Source organism: Streptomyces calvus, from assembly GCF_006782915.1.
Lineage (GTDB): Bacteria > Actinomycetota > Actinomycetes > Streptomycetales > Streptomycetaceae > Streptomyces > Streptomyces calvus.
This window is the reverse complement of the sequence record NZ_VCNP01000005.1, coordinates 53905-73089: the sequence shown is the minus strand read 5'-3', so window position 1 is coordinate 73089 and position 19185 is coordinate 53905. Positions and strand designations below refer to the sequence as shown.

Annotated in this window: 18 protein-coding genes and 1 pseudogene; 14 read left to right on the top strand and 5 right to left on the bottom strand. The window is 74.4% G+C overall.

Translation table 11 applies throughout. The features are described from left to right. Positions 1-307: 307 nt before the first annotated feature. From FGW31_RS01790 to FGW31_RS01780, 3 genes are all read left to right on the top strand, one after another. The gene (locus FGW31_RS01790; RefSeq protein ID WP_142191499.1) at positions 308-1501 is read left to right on the top strand and encodes a lycopene cyclase family protein; all 1194 of its coding nucleotides are present in this window, start codon (positions 308-310) and stop codon (positions 1499-1501) included. Positions 1502-1663: 162 nt separating this feature from the next. Then, on the top strand, positions 1664-2395 hold the full coding sequence (locus FGW31_RS01785) for a class I SAM-dependent methyltransferase (protein ID WP_142191498.1): 732 nt from the start codon (positions 1664-1666) through the stop codon (positions 2393-2395). After that, a complete protein-coding gene (locus FGW31_RS01780; RefSeq protein ID WP_142191497.1) occupies positions 2392-3948 on the top strand; it encodes an FAD-dependent oxidoreductase in 1557 nt (518 codons plus the stop codon). Before FGW31_RS01785 ends, FGW31_RS01780 begins: the two co-directional genes overlap by 4 nt. Before the next feature lie 345 nt (positions 3949-4293). Here FGW31_RS01780 and FGW31_RS01775 read toward each other — a convergent pair. The 4 genes and pseudogenes from FGW31_RS01775 to FGW31_RS01765 form a co-directional block, all read right to left on the bottom strand. Beyond that, a pseudogene (locus tag FGW31_RS01775) lies at positions 4294-4695 on the bottom strand (ATP-binding protein); the annotation flags it as partial. Between the two features lie 79 nt (positions 4696-4774). After that, complete coding sequence (locus FGW31_RS34870) at positions 4775-4924, bottom strand: hypothetical protein (protein ID WP_182675309.1); 150 nt, start codon at positions 4922-4924, stop codon at positions 4775-4777. Between the two features lie 93 nt (positions 4925-5017). Further along, a complete protein-coding gene (locus tag FGW31_RS01770; protein WP_142191495.1) occupies positions 5018-6085 on the bottom strand; it encodes a DUF6745 domain-containing protein in 1068 nt (355 codons plus the stop codon). Between the two features lie 56 nt (positions 6086-6141). Continuing rightward, positions 6142-6468 carry a hypothetical protein gene (locus FGW31_RS01765; RefSeq protein ID WP_142191494.1) on the bottom strand — a complete coding sequence of 109 codons (327 nt, stop codon included), beginning with the start codon at positions 6466-6468 and terminating at the stop codon, positions 6142-6144. Positions 6469-6687: 219 nt separating this feature from the next. On the opposite strand from FGW31_RS01765, the gene FGW31_RS01760 reads away from it, so the two are divergent. From FGW31_RS01760 to pgm, 8 genes are all read left to right on the top strand, one after another. Continuing rightward, entirely contained in the window at positions 6688-7644 is a 957-nt protein-coding gene (locus tag FGW31_RS01760; protein ID WP_142191493.1) for an STM4015 family protein, read from the top strand. Positions 7645-7651: 7 nt separating this feature from the next. Beyond that, positions 7652-8608 (top strand): STM4015 family protein, encoded by a 957-nt coding sequence (locus FGW31_RS01755; protein ID WP_142191492.1) that lies wholly within the window; start codon positions 7652-7654, stop codon positions 8606-8608. After that, positions 8589-9851, top strand: coding sequence for an STM4014 family protein (locus FGW31_RS01750; protein WP_142191491.1), 1263 nt, complete (start codon positions 8589-8591; stop codon positions 9849-9851). The genes FGW31_RS01755 and FGW31_RS01750 overlap by 20 nt, the downstream gene beginning before the upstream one ends. Before the next feature lie 64 nt (positions 9852-9915). Continuing rightward, a complete protein-coding gene (locus tag FGW31_RS01745; RefSeq protein WP_142191490.1) occupies positions 9916-10737 on the top strand; it encodes an STM4013/SEN3800 family hydrolase in 822 nt (273 codons plus the stop codon). Next, on the top strand, positions 10734-12110 hold the full coding sequence (locus FGW31_RS01740; protein ID WP_142191489.1) for an STM4012 family radical SAM protein: 1377 nt from the start codon (positions 10734-10736) through the stop codon (positions 12108-12110). The genes FGW31_RS01745 and FGW31_RS01740 overlap by 4 nt, the downstream gene beginning before the upstream one ends. 10 nt (positions 12111-12120) lie before the next feature. Beyond that, positions 12121-13029, top strand: a complete 909-nt coding sequence (locus tag FGW31_RS01735; RefSeq protein ID WP_142191488.1) for an STM4011 family radical SAM protein — start codon at positions 12121-12123, stop codon at positions 13027-13029. Further along, complete coding sequence (locus tag FGW31_RS01730; RefSeq protein ID WP_142191487.1) at positions 13026-13469, top strand: hypothetical protein; 444 nt, start codon at positions 13026-13028, stop codon at positions 13467-13469. The genes FGW31_RS01735 and FGW31_RS01730 overlap by 4 nt, the downstream gene beginning before the upstream one ends. Positions 13470-13572: 103 nt before the next feature. Further along, positions 13573-15213 carry a phosphoglucomutase (alpha-D-glucose-1,6-bisphosphate-dependent) gene (gene pgm, locus FGW31_RS01725; protein ID WP_142191486.1) on the top strand — a complete coding sequence of 547 codons (1641 nt, stop codon included), beginning with the start codon at positions 13573-13575 and terminating at the stop codon, positions 15211-15213. A gap of 51 nt (positions 15214-15264) precedes the next feature. Here pgm and FGW31_RS01720 read toward each other — a convergent pair whose 3' ends face one another. Next, entirely contained in the window at positions 15265-15780 is a 516-nt protein-coding gene (locus FGW31_RS01720; protein ID WP_142191485.1) for a hypothetical protein, read from the bottom strand. Between the two features lie 291 nt (positions 15781-16071). On the opposite strand from FGW31_RS01720, the gene FGW31_RS01715 reads away from it, so the two are divergent. From FGW31_RS01715 to FGW31_RS01705, 3 genes are all read left to right on the top strand, one after another. Beyond that, on the top strand, positions 16072-17163 hold the full coding sequence (locus FGW31_RS01715; RefSeq protein WP_142191484.1) for a PP2C family protein-serine/threonine phosphatase: 1092 nt from the start codon (positions 16072-16074) through the stop codon (positions 17161-17163). Between the two features lie 30 nt (positions 17164-17193). Beyond that, positions 17194-17721 (top strand): MarR family winged helix-turn-helix transcriptional regulator, encoded by a 528-nt coding sequence (locus FGW31_RS01710; protein WP_142191483.1) that lies wholly within the window; start codon positions 17194-17196, stop codon positions 17719-17721. Positions 17722-18130: 409 nt separating this feature from the next. Further along, positions 18131-19093 (top strand): IS481 family transposase, encoded by a 963-nt coding sequence (locus tag FGW31_RS01705; protein WP_142191482.1) that lies wholly within the window; start codon positions 18131-18133, stop codon positions 19091-19093. The last annotated feature ends 92 nt before the right edge of the window (positions 19094-19185 follow it).

Below are 19185 nucleotides of genomic sequence, written 5' to 3'. Positions count from 1 at the left end.
GCAGGTCCGGGCGCGGCGCGGGCGGCGGATCCGGCTCGTCACGATCCTTGGGCTCGGTGGGGCGCATCCCGGTCTCTCCCTCTCCTCGGCTTCCTCGGCTTCGTTGTCTTCCTGGTCTTCTCGGTCTTCTCGGGCTCCGTCGGCCACGCCCGCCGGCCGGACGCGCCGCTCCGGCACGGCACGGCCGGCGCATGCCTTCCCGCCCGCGCCGGTCGCCTCACCCGGTGAGTGACCCGGATCCGGTCGGGCACACGGACAGCACGCCGGCCGGGGTACCGGGCGCCGCGACACAGGAGGAGGTGCGCACGTGCTGGAAACGGACGTCGCCGTCGTCGGCGCGGGAGCGGCGGGACTGTCGCTGGCCCACCGCCTGGCACGGGCCGCGCCCGCGGCGGGACAGCCGTCCGTCGTCCTGCTGGACGCACCGCCGGGACCGCTGCGGCCGCCCCGTCGCACCTGGTGTTTCTGGGAGGCCGGCCGGGGCCGGTTCGACGCGGCGGTCACGGCGTCGTGGCGGCACCTGCGCGTGCGTCCCCCGTCGGGGCCGGCGATCGACGGCGACATCGCGCCGCTGCGCTACAAGATGATCCGCTCCGACGACTTCGAGCACCTCGTCGCCCACGACCTGGCCGCCTCCCCGGCCGTACGCCGCATGGAGGCGACCGTGGAGACGGTGGAGGACGTGCCCGGCGGAGCGCTGGTCCGGCTGCGCGACGGCGACGGCCGCCCGGGGGCGCTGCGGGCCCGCTGGGTGTTCGACTCCCGCCCTCTCGGCAGCCTGCCGGCCGCCCGCACCACGCTGCTGCAGCACTTCCACGGCTGGTACGTCCGCACCGCCCGCCCCGCCTTCGACGTCCGTGCCGCGGAGCTGATGGACTTCCGCGTCCCGCAGCCGGCCGAGGGCTTGGCGTTCGGCTACGTCCTGCCCGTCGGCCGCGACCGGGCCCTGGTGGAGTACACCGAGTTCTCCCGCCGCCCCCTCTCACCCGACCGTTACGCGGCGGCGGTACGGCACTACGCCGAGGAGGTGCTGCGGCTCGGCGAACTCGACGTCCTGTCCACCGAGACGGGCGTCATCCCGATGACCGACGCCCCGATGCCCCGCCAGACCGGCGAGTCGGTGTTCCGCATCGGCGCGGCCGGCGGCGCCACCCGCCCCTCGACCGGCTACACCTTCGCCGGACTGCAACGGCAGACGCGGGCCGTCGCCGCCGCCCTCGGCCAGGGCCGCCGGCCGGTCCCGCCGCCCGCCCACTCGGCCCGCTCCCGGGCGATGGACGCCGTCCTGCTGCGCGCCCTGGACAGCGGCCGGGCCGACGGGCCCGCGCTGTTCTCCCGCCTGTTCGCGCAGGTGCCCATGCGGAGGCTGCTGCTCTTCCTCGACGGCCGCACCCGGCTGCACGAGGACCTCGCCGTGGGCCTGCACGCCCCCGTCGGACCCATGCTCCGCTCGGCACTGGACTTGCACACCCTGCCCCGCCGCCCTTTCGACGCCCCTTGACCTCCGCCCCTTCGAGACTCCCTGCCCCGCCGCCCCTTCGACGGCCCTTGACCGCCGCCCGCCGCCCCTTCGACTCCCTGCCCCGCCGCGCCTCGACGGCCCCTGACCGACCGCCCCGTTCGGCGGCCCTCGACCCGCCGTACCCGCCACCCCGGAGCCCTCATGACCCTGCTGCGCGACGAGCGACTCGCCGCCGCCTTCGACCACGCCGCCCGCAGGTACGACGCGCTGGTCGCCGTCAACCCCGGCTACCACGCCCACCTGCGGCGCTCCGCCCGCCGCCTCGGACTGCCCGGTGAGGGCCGCGGACTGCGCGTGCTCGACCTCGGCTGCGGCACCGGCGCCTCGACCGCCGCGCTCGCCGCCGTACTGCCCGAGGCGCGGATCACCGCCGTCGACGCCTCCGCGGGCATGCTGGAGAAGGCGGCCGGCAAACGCTGGCCGCCCGGCGTCACCTTCACCCGGGCACCGGTGGAACGCCTCGCGGACGCCGGCGTGCGCGGCCCCTACGACGCGGTGTTCGCCGCCTACCTCTTCCGCAACGTCACCGACCCCGACGCCGTGCTCGCCACCGTGCGCGGGCTGCTCGCGCCGGGCGGACGGCTCGGCGTCCACGAGTACACCCTCGCCGGACGCCGCACGGACCGCGCCGTGTGGACCCTGGTGTGCCGGGGCGTCGTGCAGCCCGTGGCCGGCGCGCTCGGCGACGGCGCGCTCTACCGTCACCTGTGGCGCAGCGTCATGGAGTTCGACACCGCGGGCCGCTTCGCCGACCGGCTGCGCACGGCCGGCTTCGAACACGTCCGCCGACTGCCGCTGCCGGGCTGGCAGACGGGCATCACGCACACCTTCGTCGCCCGGCGTCCCCGCACGGAACGGGAGAGCGGACGATGACCCCTGCACGCCGTCCGGGCGCGGCCCGCCGCGGCCGCGACCGCAGGGCCCGACTGCTGCCGCCCCCGCCCGGCACCGCACGGATCGACGGCACGCGGCCCAGCACCGCCGTCGTCGGCGGCGGCATCGCCGGACTGGCCGCCGCGACCGCCCTGGCCGAACGCGGAGTGCGCGTGACGCTCTACGAGAGCATGCCCTACCTGGGCGGACGCGTCGGCGGCTGGCCGGCCGTCCTGAACGACGGCACCACCGTGACGATGAGCCGCGGTTTCCACGCCTTCTTCCGCCAGTACTACAACCTGCGCGGCCTCATGCGTCGTACCGACCCCGGTCTGGAACGGCTCACCGGCCTGCCCGACTACCCGCTCCGCCACAGCGGCGGACTGCGCGACGGCTTCCGGCACGTTCCGCGCACCCCGCCCTGGAGCGCGCTCGGCTTCGCGGCGCTCAGCCCCTCCTTCGGCCTGCGCGATCTGCGCCGCATGGACCCGGTCGCGGCGCTCCCGCTGCTCGACGTGCGCGTGCCCGAGGTGTACGAACGGCTCGACGGCGTCAGCGCCCACGACTTCCTCGAAGCGGTCCGCTTCCCGCGGGCCGCCCGCCACCTGGCGTTCGAGGTGTTCTCCCGCAGCTTCTTCGCCGACCCGCGCGAACTGTCGGCGGCCGAGATGGCGCTGATGTTCCACATCTACTTCCTCGGGTCCGCCGAGGGCCTGCTGTTCGACGTGCCGCGCGCCCCCTTCCCCGCCGCCCTGTGGGAACCGCTCGCCGCCTACCTGCGACGGCACGGCGCCGACCTGCGCACCGCCGCACCCGTCGAGCACGTCGCCCCCACGGCCGACGGCGGATACGAGGTGGCCACCGCCGGGGACGAGCGGCGCCACGACACCGTGGTCCTCGCCCTCGACACCGCGGGGCTGCGCGCCCTGATCGCCCGCTGCGACCGGCTGGGCGACGCCCGGTGGCGGGAGCGGATCGCCCGGCTGCGCACCGCGCCGCCGTTCCTGGTGACCCGGCTGTGGCTGGACCGGCCCGTCGCACCCGAACGGCCGGGCTTCCTCGGCACCAGCGGCTACGGCACCCTCGACAACATCAGCGTCCTGGAACGCTACGAGGACGAAGCGGCCCGGTGGGCGGCGCGCACCGGAGGGTCCGTCGTCGAACTCCACGCCTACGCCCTGCCTCCCGAGGCGTCCCGCGACGTCGAGCAGAAGCGGCTGATCGGCCAACTGCACCGCGTCTGGCCGGAGACCCGCACGGCCGGAGTCGTCGACGCCCGGCACGAATGGCGGGCCGACTGCCCCCTGTTCTCCATCGGTGCGCACTTTGACCGGCCGACGGTGCGCACCCCGGAGCCCGGCGTGATGCTCGCCGGTGACCTGGTGCGCACCGATCTGCCCGTGGCGCTGATGGAACGCGCGGCGACGACCGGGTTCCTGGCCGCCAACGCCCTGCTGGAACGCTGGGGCGTGCGCGGACAGAGTCTGTGGACCGTGCCCGACCGGGGGCGCAGCGCGGTACTGCGGGCGCTGGCGCACCGGTTCGGCGGGTGAAGCGGACGCCTTCGGACCCGTCCACGCGCCGGTCGCGCAGCCATCCGCTCGGGTCGGTCGCCGAGCCGTGCGCATGGGCCGATGGCCGGCCGTGACCGTTTGCCCAGCCATCCGTCCGGGTCGGTCGCCGAGCCGTACGCATGGGCCGATGGCCGGCCGTGACCGTTTGCCCGGCCGTCCGCACGGGCCGGTCGCCCAGCCATCCGTACGGACCGGCCGATCGTGGCGCTCACGGAACGGTCAGTGCGGCGGGTCAGCCGAGGTGGACGCCGCGTCGGGTGCCGCGTCCGGTGCCGGGTCGTGCGCCGCGTCGGGTGCCGCGTCCGGCGGCGGGTCGTGCGCCGCGTCCGGCGCGCGGAAGCAGGCGGTGACGGTCTTGCCGTGCGGGCACGGGCGGGCCTCCCACTCGTCGGCCAGGGCGTCCACCAGGAACATGCCGCGCCCTCCGACCCGCTCCGTGCTCGGTCCCCGCGGCGCCGGCAGGGTGTCGGATGAATCGTGCACCGAGATGTGCAGGCAGCGGTTGTCCCACGACATGACCACCTGCGCGCTGCTACGGGCATGGACGTGGGCGTTGGTGACCAGCTCCGACACGGTCAGCAGCACGGCGTCCACCGTGTCGGGCGCCGTGCTGCTCCAGCCCAGCGTGTCGAGGTGCTCGCGCGCCCAGTCCCGCGCCTCCTTCACCCCACGGTCCATCGGCAGTGAACGCGCCCAGCCCACTGTGCGGACCGACGATTCCTTCATGCTGTCCTTTCCCGGTCACGGGCACGCCCGCCGTGCGGGTGCGTGCCGGACCGCGCGGGCGGATACGGAGCGGTTCGGTTCAGCGGTGACCGCCGCGGAGCCGTTCCAGGAGCCGCCGGCCCTGGGCCCGGCGCCGGGGGTCGGCCGCGGCACGCCGCAGCTCCTCCGTGGCCCGCCGCCCCTGAGGGCTCCTGGCGAAATGTTTGATGCGCTCCAGCATGCTCGGCATGAGGGCTCCTTCCAGCGGAGTGTCCGATCTGTGCTTGCCGTACTCCGCATACCCCCTGAGGGCGGAGTCAGCCCGGCGCGCACCCGGACGGGCTCACGTCTCCTTCAGCGGCTCGTACTGCTCCGCCCCCAGACCGAACGTCCACGCCACACCCTCCCGGGCGGTACGGGTCCGCGGCGGCACCCGGAGCCAGTACGTGCGGTGGGTGCCGTCCGGTTCCGGCGTGGAATTGAGGACCTCGACCATGACGACCGGTTCGTCGTCGACCAGGTCGATGCGCCACAGCGTCCCCGTCTCGTCCTTGTGCAGGGGCTTCGCCCCCGAGTCGGCCAGGTAGCGGTCGTAGCCGTAGTACTCGAGCATCACCCGCCGCAGTTCCGCGTTCTCCTCCGCCCGGATCCGCTCCGGGGTGAGGGTGCGCAGCTCCTCCAGGAAGGCACGCGTCACCGGCATGCCGCGCCAGGCGCACAGGGCGAAACCGTCGGGGAACTCCAGGGCGGGCCCTGCACCGTGATCGAGCCGGCCGGCCTCGTCACGGTGCAGGGCGACCGGCCGCTCGCACACCACAGCCGTCCTCTCGAACGGCCACCACCAGCCGGCACTGCGGCACACCTGGGCCGGACCGGCCAGCGCGGACCCCTCGGAGTGCAGGGCGGCCAGCCACGGCGCGTCGTGCTGACCGAGCAGCGCGTCCAGCAGGACCAGCCCGATGTCCGTGCGGGCGGCCCGGTCGTCGCCGGCGAGGTCGTCGAGCACGCCGGCGCGGATCCGGTCGACCAGCGCCTGAGTGGAGTCCCACAGGGCGCCGCCGGTGCGCGACCAGTGCCCGGACCAGCCCGTCGCACCCAGCTCCTCGTGCAGACGGCGGCGCTCGGCGGCCCACGGCGCCGTGCGCACCGCGTCGCGCACGCTCGCGCCGAAGTCCGTCCCCTGCCGTATCAGCGTCACGGCCTCGCGCGGCGACCCGGCCCAGACCACACGCTCCGGCTCGGCCAGCCCGGCGCTGCGGTACGCCAGCCGGACGCCCTCCTCCGCCGCCGCGCGGTCGGCGGGCACCGCGGCCATCGCCCACGCGCGCCAGCGCGCCGTCACCTCCGCGCCGTCGGCCCCCTCCGCCGGGCCCCCGGTCACGGTCACCGCCGCACTGTCCTGCGTCGTCATCGTCAACTTCCCCTGTTCCCCGCTCGCTTGTGATGTCCGTACGGTGGCCGCGGCCGTCAGTCGGCCACGAGCCGCACCGAGCCGGGCACGTACTCCCGCTGCCGGATCACGCGGAACCAGCCCTGCGGCAGCGTGATCGCGGCATGCTCCTCGTGGACCACCCGGCCGCCCTCGGGCAGATGCAGCAGGAACGGGCCGAACGGGCCGGGCTCACGCACGAGTTCGCCCCGGCCGAGCACCGCGTGGGCGTGACCGGTGACCTCACCGAGGGCCAGCACCAGCCGTCCCCTGGCATCGCGCGGTTCCTTCGGCGCGTCCGGGACATGGGACGGCACCGCCTCCTCCGCGACGGGCACGATCAGGACGTCTCCCTGCCGGTACATGGCTCTCCCCTCCGCTCTGGCGCACGGCGCTCCGGAGTCGACGGAGCAGACAGTACGAGCCGCCACTGACAACGGACCGTCACCAGCCCCGCCGCCGGGCGTTGTCAGTGGCTGTTGGTAGAACTGCTGCACGCATCGCCGGACGGCTCGCACCCCGTGCCCCGTGACGGCCTCGCCCACGCACCATCCCTCACCCGTCGCACGTCAGGAGCCACCCGGATGACCATCGGTAGCCACCTCGAGGAGCTGTACGGCCTCCCCGTCTTCACCTTCCCCGGGCGCGGGGACACGACGGAGCTGCCCGAGGCCGACGCCGTGGCCTGGAGCATCGCCGCCCGCACGTACGGCGACGGGGAGGGATGGACGCAGGTCTTCGCCCGCTTCTGCTCCGAGGTCGACACCACGCGGGTGCGTGCCCTGGTCGTCGGGATCTGGGACGACGCCTTCGACTGCGGCCCCGCCGGCATCATCGAGGCGCTGCTGGATGCGCGCGACCGGCTGCCCGCACTGCGAGCGGTGTTCCTCGGGGACATCGTGTTCGAGGAGTGCGAGATCTCCTGGATCCACCAGACCGACGTCACCCCGCTCCTGGCCGGCTTCCCGCAGCTGGAGGAGTTCGGCGTGCGCGGCGGCCAGGACCTGGAGTTCCCCGCGGTGCGCCACGACGCACTGCGCAAGCTGGTCGTGGAGACCGGAGGCATGCCGGCGGACGTCGTCCGCGGTGTCGGAGCCAGCGAGCTGCCCGCGCTGGAACACCTCGACCTGTGGCTCGGCACCTCCTGGTACGGCGCCGACAGCGAGCCCGCCGACCTGGAGCCGATCCTGTCCGGCGCGCGGCTGCCCCGGCTGCGCCATCTGGCCCTGCGCAACAGCGAGATCCAGGACGAGGTCGCCGCCGCCGTCGCGGCCGCACCCGTGGTCGCCCGGCTGGAGGTGCTCGACCTGTCGATGGGCACCCTCGGCGACGAAGGCGCCACCGCCCTCCTCGGCGGCCAGCCGCTGACCCACCTGAAGAAGCTGGACCTGCACCACAACTACCTGAGCGAGCCGCTCCGGCAGCGCATACGCGAGACGCTCGAACCGGCCGGCGTCGAGGTGGACCTCGACCAGGACGATGCCGACTGGGACGAGGACGACGACGGCACCGTCCACCGTTACGTCTCCGTGGGGGAGTGAGCCCGCAGTGAGCTACCGCCCCTCCCACCTGAAGCAGTTCCACGGCCTGCCCGTGCACCGCTTCGACGGCCCGGAGGAACGGCAGGGCCCCGGCCCGGACCTGCCCGCCCCGGCCTCCGTCGCCTGGCGGCTGTCGGCCGACTGGGAGATCCCGTTCGAGGAGCGGTGGACCGCGTTCCTGGACCGGGTGTGCACGCAGGAGGTCGTGGCCCTGGTCGTCGGCGCCTGGTGGCAGGAGTGGGACGAGCACGGCATCACCGGCTGCCTCGACCTGCTCACCGCCGAGGCACACCGGTTCCCCCGGCTGCGGGCCCTGTTCCTCGCGGACGTCGAGTCGGAGGAAGCGGAGATCTCCTGGATCGGACAGGGCGACGTCAGCCGGGTGCTGCGCGCCTGGCCCGGCCTGTACGACCTCGGCCTGCGCGGCGCCGACGGGCTGGTGGTCGAGCCGCTGCGGCACGCGTCGCTGCGCAGGCTGCGCGTCGAGTCCGGCGGCCTGCCGCGCGATCCGGTGCGCGCCCTGGCCGCCTGCGAACTGCCCGCCCTGCACCATCTGGAGCTGTGGCTCGGCACCAGCTGGTACGGCGGCGAGTGCACCGCCGAGGACGTCCGGGCCCTGCTGACCGCGCCGGGCCACGGCCCCGGGCTGCGCCACCTGGGCCTCTGCAACAGCGACATCCAGGACGAGATCGCCGCCGAGGTGGCGTCGGCGCCCCTCGTCGCGGGCCTGGACTCCCTCGACCTGAGCATGGGCACGCTCGGCGACGAGGGCGCGACCGCCCTCCTGTCCGGGCAGCCGCTGACCCATCTGCGGGCCCTGGACCTCGGGCACCACTTCATGAGCGAGGCCATGACCCGGCGGGTGGCCGAGGAGCTGGGACCGCACATCCCGGACCTCGGCCTCACACCCGTCCGGCGCCGCGCGTACGGACCGGGGGAGCGCTATGTCGCGATCGGCGAGTGACCCGGTGCCGGCCGGCCCGCCCGCGCGCTTCGCCGTCGTGGCCAACCCGGAGAACCGCAGGGCGGCGCTCTTCGCCGACGCCGTCCGCGCGGCCGGGCTGCCCGCGCCGCGCATCGTGCCGTGGGAGCACGTACTGCGCTCCGGCGGCGCCGAGTTCGCCCCCGACGAGATCGTCCGCCTCGACTCACCCGGTGAGAACACCGACGTCGACCGTCTCCTGCGGGACATGCCGGACCCCACCCGGGTGGAGGGATCGGCCCGCTGGTACCGGCGGTTCGTCCGCGCGGTACGCGGACTGCGCGGCGGCGTACGGCTGGACGACCCCGGCGAACTGGCCGTCCTGTTCGACAAACGGCTCTGCCACGCCGCGCTCGCCGCGGCGGACGTACCCGTGCCCTGGTCACCCACCTCCGGCCCGGACGCCGTCCCGGTGTCCGGCTGGGACGACGTGCGCGCCGCCATGCGCGAGCACCGCATGCCGAGGCTCTTCGTGAAACTCGCGCACGGCTCCTCGGCCTCCGGAGTGCTCGCCGTCGAGTCCTCGGGACGCGGCCGCATCAGGGCCACCACCTCCGTCGAACTCGCCGCGGACGGCAGCCTGTTCAACTCACTGAAGGTGCGCCGCTACGAACGGGAGCAGGACATCGCCGCCGTCGTCGACGCGCTCGCCCCGGACGGCCTGCACCTGGAGCGCTGGCTGCCGAAGGCGTCCCAGGCCGGCCGCGCCGCCGACCTGCGGGTCGTGGTCGTGGCCGGCCGCGCCACCCACGCGGTGGTGCGCACCAGCGCCTCCCCGCTGACCAACCTCCACCTCGGCGGTCGGCGCGGCGATCTCGACGCGGTGCGCGACGCCGTCGAGGCGGCCGGCGGACGCTGGACGGACGTCCTCGCCGTGTGCGAGCGTGCGGCGGCCTGCTTCCCGCGCACCCTGTGCGTGGGCGTCGACCTGCTGCCGGCCGTCGGCTGGCGCCGGTTCGCGGTCGGCGAGGTCAATGCCTTCGGTGACCTGCTGCCCCGCCTCACCGGACTGCCGGGCAGCGGGGCGGAGGGCCTCGACACCTACGCGGCCCAGGTCACGGCGGCCCTGCGCCACGCCCGCCCGGGCACCGCATCCGCTCCCTCCACCGGCCAGTGGTGCCGCGGACGCCACGCCGACGAGGAGCACCACGCACAGCACCCCCCGTGCGCAGAGCACCACCGGCACCACCAGCACAGAACGGGAACCACCCATGTCAGCGCCTGAACCGACGCCCGGGGAGCACGCCCCGCACGCCCCGCACGGAACCGCCGCACCGGACCAACCGGACATGAACGAGATCGTCGGCAGCCACGACATCCTGCTCGTCACCCTCGACACCCTGCGCTACGACGTCGCCGCCGAACTCGCCGCCACCGGACGCACCCCCCACCTGGCCCGCCGTCTGCCCGGCGGCCGCTGGGAGAAGCGGCACGCCCCGGGCAGCTTCACCTACGCCTCCCACCAGGCGATCTTCGCCGGTTTCCTGCCGACGCCCGCCGAACCGGGCCCGCACCCGCGCCTGTTCGCGGCCCGCTTCGCCGGCAGCGAGACCACGGCCGCACGCACCTTCGTCCACGACACCCCCGACCTGGTGTCCGGTCTGGCGAAGGAGGGCTACCGCACGGTCTGCGTCGGCGGCGTAGGCTTCTTCAACAAGCGGGGACCGCTCGGCTCGGTCCTGCCCGGCCTCTTCCAGGAGTCCCACTGGGAACCGGAGTTCGGCGTCACCTCACCGACCTCCTTCGAGTCCCAGGTCGCCCGCGCGGAACGGATCGTCCGCGAACTTCCGCACGAGCAGCGCCTGTTCCTCTTCGTCAACGTGGCGGCACTGCACCAGCCCAACTGGTTCCACCGGCCCGGCGCGACCCGCGAGGACGGCGACACCCGCGCCACGCACGCCGCCGCCCTGGAGTACGTCGACCGGCACATCGACCGGCTCTTCGCCGCCGCGAGCAGCAGACGACGCTGCTTCGCCGTCGTCTGCTCCGACCACGGCACCGCGTACGGGGACGACGGCTACACCGGCCACCGCATCGGACACGAGTCCGTGTGGACCGTCCCCTACGCCCACTTCGTCCTGGACCGCACCCCCGCCGAGGCCGCCCGATGACCACCGCCACACGTCCCGTGCCCGGCACCGACACCTCCGGCCCGGCGAGCCCGTACCAGAGCTACGTCTACGCCTACCCGCACAAGACCGCCTACCGGAAACTGCCCGACCGCCCCCGCCTGGACGCCCTGTGGGACGCCGAGCCCAAGGACGCCCTCTCCCTCTACCTGCACATCCCGTTCTGCGAGGTCCGCTGCGGCTTCTGCAACCTGTTCACCCGCATCGGCGCCCCCGACGGCCTGACCGGCGCCTATCTGGACGCCCTGGAACGGCAGGCGAGCGCGGTGCGGGAGGCGCTGGGGGAGCGGGAACCGGTACGGTTCGCGACCGCGGCCTTCGGCGGCGGCACCCCCACCTTCCTCACCGCCGCCGAACTGGAGCGGCTGTGCGACATCGCCGAGCACCGCATGGGAGCCGACCTGCGCGCGGTCCCGCTGTCGGTGGAGGCCTCGCCCGCCACGGCCACCGCCGACCGGCTTGGGGTCCTGGCCGCGCGCGGCACCACCCGCCTCAGCCTGGGCGTGCAGAGCTTCGACGACACCGAGGCCCGCGCCGCCGTACGGCCCCAGCGCCGCGCCGACGTCGAGGCGGCCCTCGCCCGCGTCCGCGACGCCGGTATCCCCGTCCTCAACATCGACCTGATCTACGGCATCGACGGCCAGACCGAGCGGTCCTGGCTGCGCTCCCTGGACGCGGCGCTCGCCTGGCACCCCGAGGAGCTCTACCTCTACCCCCTCTACATACGCCCCCTCACCGGCCTCGGCCGCCGCGCCGGCGGGACGGACCCGGCCTGGGACGCCCAGCGGCTGCGCCTGTACCGCCTGGGCCGCGACCACCTCCTCGCCCACGGCTACGAGCAGCAGTCCATGCGCATGTTCCGCCGCACGGACGCCCCGCCGCAGGGCGCGGACGACTACGCCTGCCAGACCGACGGCATGATCGGACTCGGCTGCGGCGCCCGCTCGTACACGGCCGCACTGCACTACTCCTTCGACTACGCCGTCGGCATGCACGAGATCCGCGGCATCATCGACGACTACGTCTCCCGCCCGGCCGCCGACTTCGCGCACGCCGAGTACGGACGCCGCATCGACGCCGACGAGGCCCGCCGCCGGCACCTGCTGCAGTCGCTGCTCCAGGCCGAGGGGCTGCGGACCGACGACTACCGCGCCCGGTTCGACGGCCGCACCCCGGCGGACGACTTCGGGGCCGAACTCTCGCGTTTCGCCGCACGCGGCTGGCTGGCCGGCGACGGCACGGACAGCACGGTCCTGCGCCTGACACCCGAGGGCCTCGCGCACTCCGACGCCATCGGCCCGGAACTGTTCTCCCCGGCCGTACGGGCCGCCATGGCCGCCTACGAGCGGAAGTGAGCCCCGCCCGATGGACCTGACCCTCCTCTACCGCGGCCCGCTGGCCTCCTGCGACTACGACTGCCCGTACTGCCCGTTCGCCAAGCGCCGCGACAGCCGCGAGCAACTGCGCGCGGACCGCGCCCGCCTGGAGCGGTTCACCGACTGGGCCACCGCGCAGACCACCGACCGGCTCTCCCTGCTGTTCACCCCGTGGGGCGAGGGCCTGGTCCGCTCCTGGTACCGGCGCGCCCTGACGCACCTGTCCCACCAGCCGCACATCCGCCGCGTCGCCATCCAGACCAACCTGAGCTGCCGCACCGACTGGATCGGCGACGCCGACCTCGACACCCTCGCCCTGTGGTGCACCTACCACCCGGGCCAGACACCGTACGACCGCTTCCTCGCCAAGTGCCGCGAACTGGACCGCCTGGGCGCCCGGTTCAGCGTCGGCATCGTCGGACTGCCCGAGCACCTCGACGCGGCCCGCCGGCTCCGCGCCGACCTGCCGGACCGGGTGTACCTGTGGGTCAACGCCGCCGAAGGACACACCTACGACGACGCCGAGGCCGGCGTGTGGACCGACCTCGACCCGCTCTTCCCCTACAGCCGCCGGCCGCACGCCAGCGCCGGCCTGCCCTGCCGCACCGGGGAGTCCGTGATCTCGGTCGACGGCGAGGGCACGGTGCGCCGCTGCCACTTCGTCCGCACCGAACTCGGCAACCTCTACGACGGCACCTACCGGCAGGCCCTGCGCCCGCGTCCGTGTCCCCTGGCCACGTGCGACTGCCACATCGGATACGTCCACCTGGAGACGCTGCCGCTGTACGACGTGTTCGCGGGCGGAGTGCTGGAACGGATCCCGGCGCCGCCCGTACCGCGACTCGACGCGCCACGGACGCGTTTGCCGCTCGAGTCAGCGGCAAGTCGGTGTCCATGAGCGAACAGAACAAGAGCCCGAACGGAAAGAGCCCGAACCGGAAGACCACGACCACCCGTTCCGCCGCGTCCAAGGCCCGGCAGGCAGGCGGCAAGGCGTCCGCAACCGCCGGGCGGGCGGCCGGAACCGCCGTCGCCACGGCCGATGACGCGACGTCAGCCGCCGCGTCCGGCGCCGAGCGCGTCACCACGGTCGCCAACGGTGCCGTGCGCAGCGCGGCCAAGGGCGTCGAGGCGGGCCGCCGCGCGGTGGTCGCCGCCTCGGAACAGGTCGCCGGCACCGCCCGGACGGCCTGGACGGTCATCGCGCACCGCAAGCTCGTCGCCGCGGGCGCGGCGGCCGGCCTGACCGCGCTGACCGCCGCGTCCTACGCGGTGGGCCGCCGCGCCGAACGCCACACCCACGGTCCGCTCACCCGGATGACCGGCGGCCGGATCTGACGCCGGGGCGGCCGCGCGGGCCGGGGCGCACTCGCGCGGCGCCGCCCCGACGAGGAAAGATGTGTCCGCAAGCGAAGAACCGACCCTGCCAAGGAGTGGGCACATGCAGCACGAGCGAGCGGGCGGCCCGGCCGGCCCCGAGGATCTCGTCGACGTCGCTCGGCTGGTCACGGCGTACTACACCCTGCACCCCGATCCGGACGACCCGGCGCAGCGCGTCACGTTCGGAACGTCCGGACACCGCGGCTCGTCGGCGGCGGCCGCGTTCAACGAGGACCACATCGCCGCGACCAGCCAGGCCATCTGCGAGTACCGCGCCCGGCAGGGCACCGACGGCCCGCTCTTCCTCGGCGCCGACACCCACGCCCTGTCCGAGCCGGCCCGTGTCACCGCGCTGGAGGTGTTCGCGGCCAACGGGATCACCGTGCTCATCGACAGCGCCGACGGCTACACGCCGACCCCGGCCGTCTCGCACGCGATCCTCACCCACAACCGGGGCCGCACCAAGGGCCTCGCGGACGGCGTCGTCGTCACCCCCTCGCACAACCCGCCCGGCGACGGCGGCTTCAAGTACAACCCGCCGAGCGGCGGCCCCGCGGGCTCGGACGCGACGGGCTGGATCCAGGACCGGGCCAACGACATCGTCCGCGGCGGACTCAAGGACGTCCGGCGCATCCCGTACGCCCGCGCGCTCGCCGCTCCCGGCACCGGCCGTCACGACTTCCTCGGCGCGTACGTCGCCGACCTGCCGAGCGTGCTGGACCTGGACGCGGTCCGGGCGGCCGGTGTCCGCATCGGCGCCGACCCGCTGGGCGGGGCGTCCGTCGCCTACTGGGGCCGCATCGCGGAGCAGCACGGCCTCGACCTGACGGTGGTCAACCCGCTCACCGACCCCACCTGGCGGTTCATGACGCTGGACTGGGACGGGAAGATCCGCATGGACTGCTCGTCGCCGTACGCCATGGCGTCGCTGATCGGGCAGCGGGACCGGTTCGACATCGCCACCGGCAACGACGCCGACGCCGACCGGCACGGCATCGTCACCCCGGACGCCGGGCTGATGAACCCCAACCACTACCTCGCCACGGCGATCGGCTACCTCTACGCGCACCGCGAGCAGTGGCCGTCGGCGGCCGGGGTCGGCAAGACACTGGTGTCCTCCGCGATGATCGACCGGGTCGCCGCCGACCTGAAGCGCGAACTGGTCGAGGTGCCGGTCGGGTTCAAGTGGTTCGTGGACGGACTGGTCGACGGCACCCTCGGCTTCGGCGGCGAGGAGTCGGCCGGGGCCTCGTTCCTGCGCCGGGACGGCTCGGTGTGGACCACCGACAAGGACGGCATCATCCTGGCGCTGCTCGCCTCCGAGATCACGGCGGTCACCGGCAGGACGCCCTCCGAGCACTACGCGGAGCTCACCGCCCGCTTCGGCGAACCCGCCTACGAACGGATCGACGCGCCCGCGACGCGCGAGGAGAAGGCCCGCCTCGCCAAGCTCTCGCCCGCCCAGGTCGCCGCGGACACCCTCGCCGGTGAGCCGGTCACCGCGGTGCTCACCGAGGCGCCGGGCAACGGCGCGTCCATCGGCGGCATCAAGGTGACCACCGAGAGCGCCTGGTTCGCGGCCCGCCCCTCCGGCACCGAGGACGTCTACAAGATCTACGCCGAGTCCTTCCAGGGGCCCGACCACCTGCGCCGGGTGCAGGAGGAGGCCAAGGCCGTGGTACTCGCCGCCCTGGGCGGCTGAGCGCACCGGCCACCGGCGCATCCCGGTCACCCGCGTGGCGGCCGGGGTGCGTCAGCCCGCCTGCACCGCGGGGTCGGACGGGGAGGGCGAGGAGAAACCGGGCGGCAGGGACGTCGCGGTGGGAAGGTCCGCGGGCGCGTCCTCCGACTGCTGCAGGACCGCCTCGCCGGGCCCTTTCGCCGGTGCGCCCGCACCGGTGGCCAGCTGGGACCACGCGCCCAGGGCCAGAGCGATCGCGGTGGCCGTGCCGACCACCCGTCCGGCCCGGCGCAGCTTGGCGCGGCCGTTCAGGTCCCGCCAGGCCGGGCCCTCCCACGGATCGTCCGGCCGCCACAGGTCACCGACCGACTCGCTGCCGGTGTCCCACCGCGACGCGGCGGCGCCGGCACGCGGCGGCCGGGGCGATGCGCCGCGCGTGCGCTGCCGCGCGGAGGGCTCCCTGGGGGCGGTGGCCCGGATCGCGTGCTCGTTGTCGGTGAGGAATCGCTGCCAGACGTCCTCGGGCAGGGACGGCGTGCCGTCCCGATCCTCCGGGGTCCTGCCGTCGTCCGGTCCCTGCGCGCTCACGTCCGTTCATTTCCTCTCGTGCCCGGGAACCCGCCGACGGCCTCTCGGGCCGCTCGCACCGGGGTCCCGCCAGGATCATTGCACAGCGCAAAAACCGTAGAACAGGGGGCCGGGTTCCGTACGCCGACCCGACGGGCCGGACCCGACGGGATGCCGGACTCGATTGGATAAAGGTCCATTGCGGAGGGTGCGGCGCCCGGCCGACCTTTGCATAGGCTAAAAGTGGGGGAGGGGCGTCCGCGGAGGACGAGGGCGGCTCTCGAGTGCCCCCGGACACCGCTGGAGCAGACCATGACCCACAAGACATCGCCACCGGGCCAGCGGGTCCTGGCGTGGACGCCGATCGCGGTGATGGCGGTGATCGCGGTCGTCGACGTCATGGCGGGCCCGATGATCGGTCTGCTGCCGCTCGTGTCGCTCGGCCCCGCCTTCGCCGGACTGGTCGGCGGCTGGCGCCGCACGGCGGTCATCGGCGTACTGGCGCTGCTGCTCTGCGTCGGCCTGGGCCTGTACAACGGGCTGTTCGTGAAACCCCGCGGCTACACCGCGATGGCGTCGGTGGCCGGAGTGACCGGTGTCGGCATCGCCGCCGCCGTGGCCCGGTCGCGCCGGGAGGCGGAGCTGGCCGGCGTGCGGTCGATCGCGGAGGTCGCGCAGCGGGTGCTGCTGCGGCCGGTGCCGCTGACGGCCGGGCCCGTGCAGGCCGCGGTGTCCTACACCTCCGCCGTCGCCGAGGCCCGTATCGGCGGAGACCTGTACGAGGTGGTGGCCTCGCCGCACGGTGTCCGGGTCATCGTGGGCGATGTGCAGGGCAAGGGGCTGGACGCGGTGGAGACGGCCGCAGTGGTGCTCGGCGCCTTCCGGGAGGCCGCCCACGACGAGCCGGACCTGCTCGGACTCGGCCGGCGCGTCGAACGCAGCGTGTCGCGGGAGCTGGAGGGCGAACGCTTCGTCACCGCGATCCTCGCCGAGATCCGCGACGACCAGGAGGTGGTCCTCCTCAACTACGGCCATCCGCCTCCGATGCTCGTCCGCCGTGACGGCACGGCGGACTTCCCCGAGCCGCCGTCGTACGCGCTGCCGCTGGGCCTGTCCGCGCACGGGGCCGACGGCCCGGAACCGTTCCGGGTGCCGTTCGCACCGGGTGAGCAACTGCTGCTCCACACCGACGGGGTCACCGAGGCGCGCGACCGGGACGGCCGTTTCTACCCGCTGGGCGAGCGCACCCACCTGCTGAAGGAACCCGATGCCCACCGCGCCCTGGAGGCGCTGCGCGAGGACCTGGTCCAGCACACCGGAGGGCCGCCCGGCGACGACGCCGCGATGCTGCTGCTGCGCTACCACCGGCACCACGACGGCACGGACGCGCCACCGGGTGCGTGAGCGGCGCACACCGCGAGGTACAAAGGAAACATGCCGGAACAGGAGGGTCCCGCCGGGGCCGTGGACGATGTCGAGGCGGTCACCCGTGCGGTGCTGACCGCCTCGCGGCTGCTGGTGGCGGTCTCCGCGCGGTCCCTGGCGGCGGTCGAGGACCGGGTGACGCTGCCTCAGTTCCGGATGCTGGTGATGCTCTCCACGCGCGGCGCCACCAAGCTGGTCGCCCTCGCCGAGCTGCTGCAGGTCGCGCCGTCCACGGCGATGCGCATGGTGGACCGTCTGATCGCGGCCGGGCTCGCCGACCGGCAGACCAATCCGGCCAACCGCCGCGAGACCCTGCTGCGGCTCACCGACGAGGGCCGGCGCACGGTCGAGTACGTCACCGCGCGGCGCCGCGCCGAGATCGCCGCGATCGTCGAGCGGCTGGCGCCGCGTCAGCGGGCCGCGCTGGTCAAGGCGCTCACCGCGTTCAACGAGGCAGGCGGCGAGCCCTCCGCCCGCGACCCGGAACCGCTCCCGCTCGGCTGGGCGGCGGACGACGTCGCGCCGCACGGCCGCTGAGCGCACCGGCCGGCCCGCCGGTGAGCAGGGCCTGTCCCGTGCGGCGGACACCGGTCCGACTCGCCGGAGGTCTGCGCGGGCTGCCCGCCGTCGGGCGCGCACACGTCCCGCCCGGCGCGGGCCGCCGGGCGCATCCCACTCCCGCTCCCCGCTCCGAGGGAGCCCCGCGTTTGCCGAACCGGCAACAACCCTCGTCCCGCCCCGGCCGCCCCGACCATGCTCGGCCCACGGCCCACGGCCCACGGCCCACGGCCCATGGCCCTCGGCTTACGACCCACGGCTCTCGCTCCTCGGTCTAGCTGTGCTGTCCCGGGACGTTGGTGACACGCGTGCTGGGTGCTTGAACAGGTGAGGGCCTTCTGGGTTCGGTGTGGATTGCGACATCTACGCCCGACCGCAGGAGGCCCTCGTGTCCCACCGTAACGCCCCGCTGACTCCGACCGGACGGCTTCGCCTGGCCCGGTGTGTCGTGGACGAAGGCTGGCCGCTGCGGCGGGCCGCGGAACGCTTCCAGGTCAGCCACACCACCGCCGCACGCTGGGCGGGCCGCTACCGGCAACTGGGCCCGGCCGGGATGCTCGACCGCTCCAGCCGCCCCCACCACAGCCCGCGCCAGACGCCCGCCCCGGTCGAACAGCAGGTGGTGCGGCTGCGACGCGAACACCGGATCGGTCCGGTGCGGCTGGCCGCCCGTTGCGGCATCGCCGCTTCCACCGCCCACCGCGTCCTCGTCCGGCACGGCCTGCCCGCGCTCGCCGCCTGCGACCGGGCCACCGGCGAACCCGTCCGCCGCTACGAGCGTGCCCGGCCCGGCGAACTGGTCCACATCGACGTCAAGAAGCTCGGCCGCATCCCCGACGGCGGCGGCCACAAGGTCCTCGGCCGGGCAGCCGGCCGGGCCAACCAGGACCGCCGCAACGGCACCGGATACGCCTACCTGCACACCGCCCTGGACGACCACACCCGCCTCGCCTACACCGAGGACCTGCCCGATGAGAAGGCCGCCACCTGCGCAGCCTTCCTGCGACGGGCAACTGCCTGGTTCGCCCAGCAAGGCGTCACCGTCGAGCGCGTGCTGACCGACAACGCCTGGGCCTACACCAAGAACACCTGGCGCCAGACCTGCCACGAGCTGGGCATCAGCCCCCGCTGGACGAGGCCCTGGCGGCCGCAGACCAACGGCAAAGTCGAACGCTTCCACCGCACCCTGCTCGAGGAGTGGGCCTACCAGCGGCCCTACACCTCAGACCGCGAACGCCAGGCCACGTTTCCCGACTGGCTGGACTGGTACAACTACCACCGACCCCACACCGGCATCGACGGCCAGACACCCGCCAGCCGCGTCACCAACCTGTCCGGACAGCACATCTAGCCCCGGCGACCAGCGGCCCGTGGCCCGCCGTGCCACGAAACCCGCACCACCGAGCCGCCGAGCATCCGCACTACCGAGCCACCGCACCACCG

What these genes read in the sequence shown, in the direction of transcription:
- FGW31_RS01785 (WP_142191498.1), top strand. Translation starts at nt 1,664, where the DNA reads ATGACCCTGCTGCGCGACGAGCGACTCGCCGCCGCCTTCGACCACGCC.
- FGW31_RS01710 (WP_142191483.1), top strand. Translation starts at nt 17,194, where the DNA reads ATGCCGGAACAGGAGGGTCCCGCCGGGGCCGTGGACGATGTCGAGGCG.
- FGW31_RS34870 (WP_182675309.1), bottom strand. Translation starts at nt 4,924, where the DNA reads ATGCCGAGCATGCTGGAGCGCATCAAACATTTCGCCAGGAGCCCTCAG.
- pgm (WP_142191486.1), top strand. Translation starts at nt 13,573, where the DNA reads ATGCAGCACGAGCGAGCGGGCGGCCCGGCCGGCCCCGAGGATCTCGTC.
- FGW31_RS01780 (WP_142191497.1), top strand. Translation starts at nt 2,392, where the DNA reads ATGACCCCTGCACGCCGTCCGGGCGCGGCCCGCCGCGGCCGCGACCGC.
- FGW31_RS01760 (WP_142191493.1), top strand. Translation starts at nt 6,688, where the DNA reads ATGACCATCGGTAGCCACCTCGAGGAGCTGTACGGCCTCCCCGTCTTC.
- FGW31_RS01740 (WP_142191489.1), top strand. Translation starts at nt 10,734, where the DNA reads ATGACCACCGCCACACGTCCCGTGCCCGGCACCGACACCTCCGGCCCG.
- FGW31_RS01730 (WP_142191487.1), top strand. Translation starts at nt 13,026, where the DNA reads ATGAGCGAACAGAACAAGAGCCCGAACGGAAAGAGCCCGAACCGGAAG.
- FGW31_RS01750 (WP_142191491.1), top strand. Translation starts at nt 8,589, where the DNA reads ATGTCGCGATCGGCGAGTGACCCGGTGCCGGCCGGCCCGCCCGCGCGC.
- FGW31_RS01745 (WP_142191490.1), top strand. Translation starts at nt 9,916, where the DNA reads ATGAACGAGATCGTCGGCAGCCACGACATCCTGCTCGTCACCCTCGAC.
- FGW31_RS01715 (WP_142191484.1), top strand. Translation starts at nt 16,072, where the DNA reads ATGACCCACAAGACATCGCCACCGGGCCAGCGGGTCCTGGCGTGGACG.
- FGW31_RS01735 (WP_142191488.1), top strand. Translation starts at nt 12,121, where the DNA reads ATGGACCTGACCCTCCTCTACCGCGGCCCGCTGGCCTCCTGCGACTAC.
- FGW31_RS01770 (WP_142191495.1), bottom strand. Translation starts at nt 6,085, where the DNA reads ATGACGACGCAGGACAGTGCGGCGGTGACCGTGACCGGGGGCCCGGCG.
- FGW31_RS01765 (WP_142191494.1), bottom strand. Translation starts at nt 6,468, where the DNA reads ATGTACCGGCAGGGAGACGTCCTGATCGTGCCCGTCGCGGAGGAGGCG.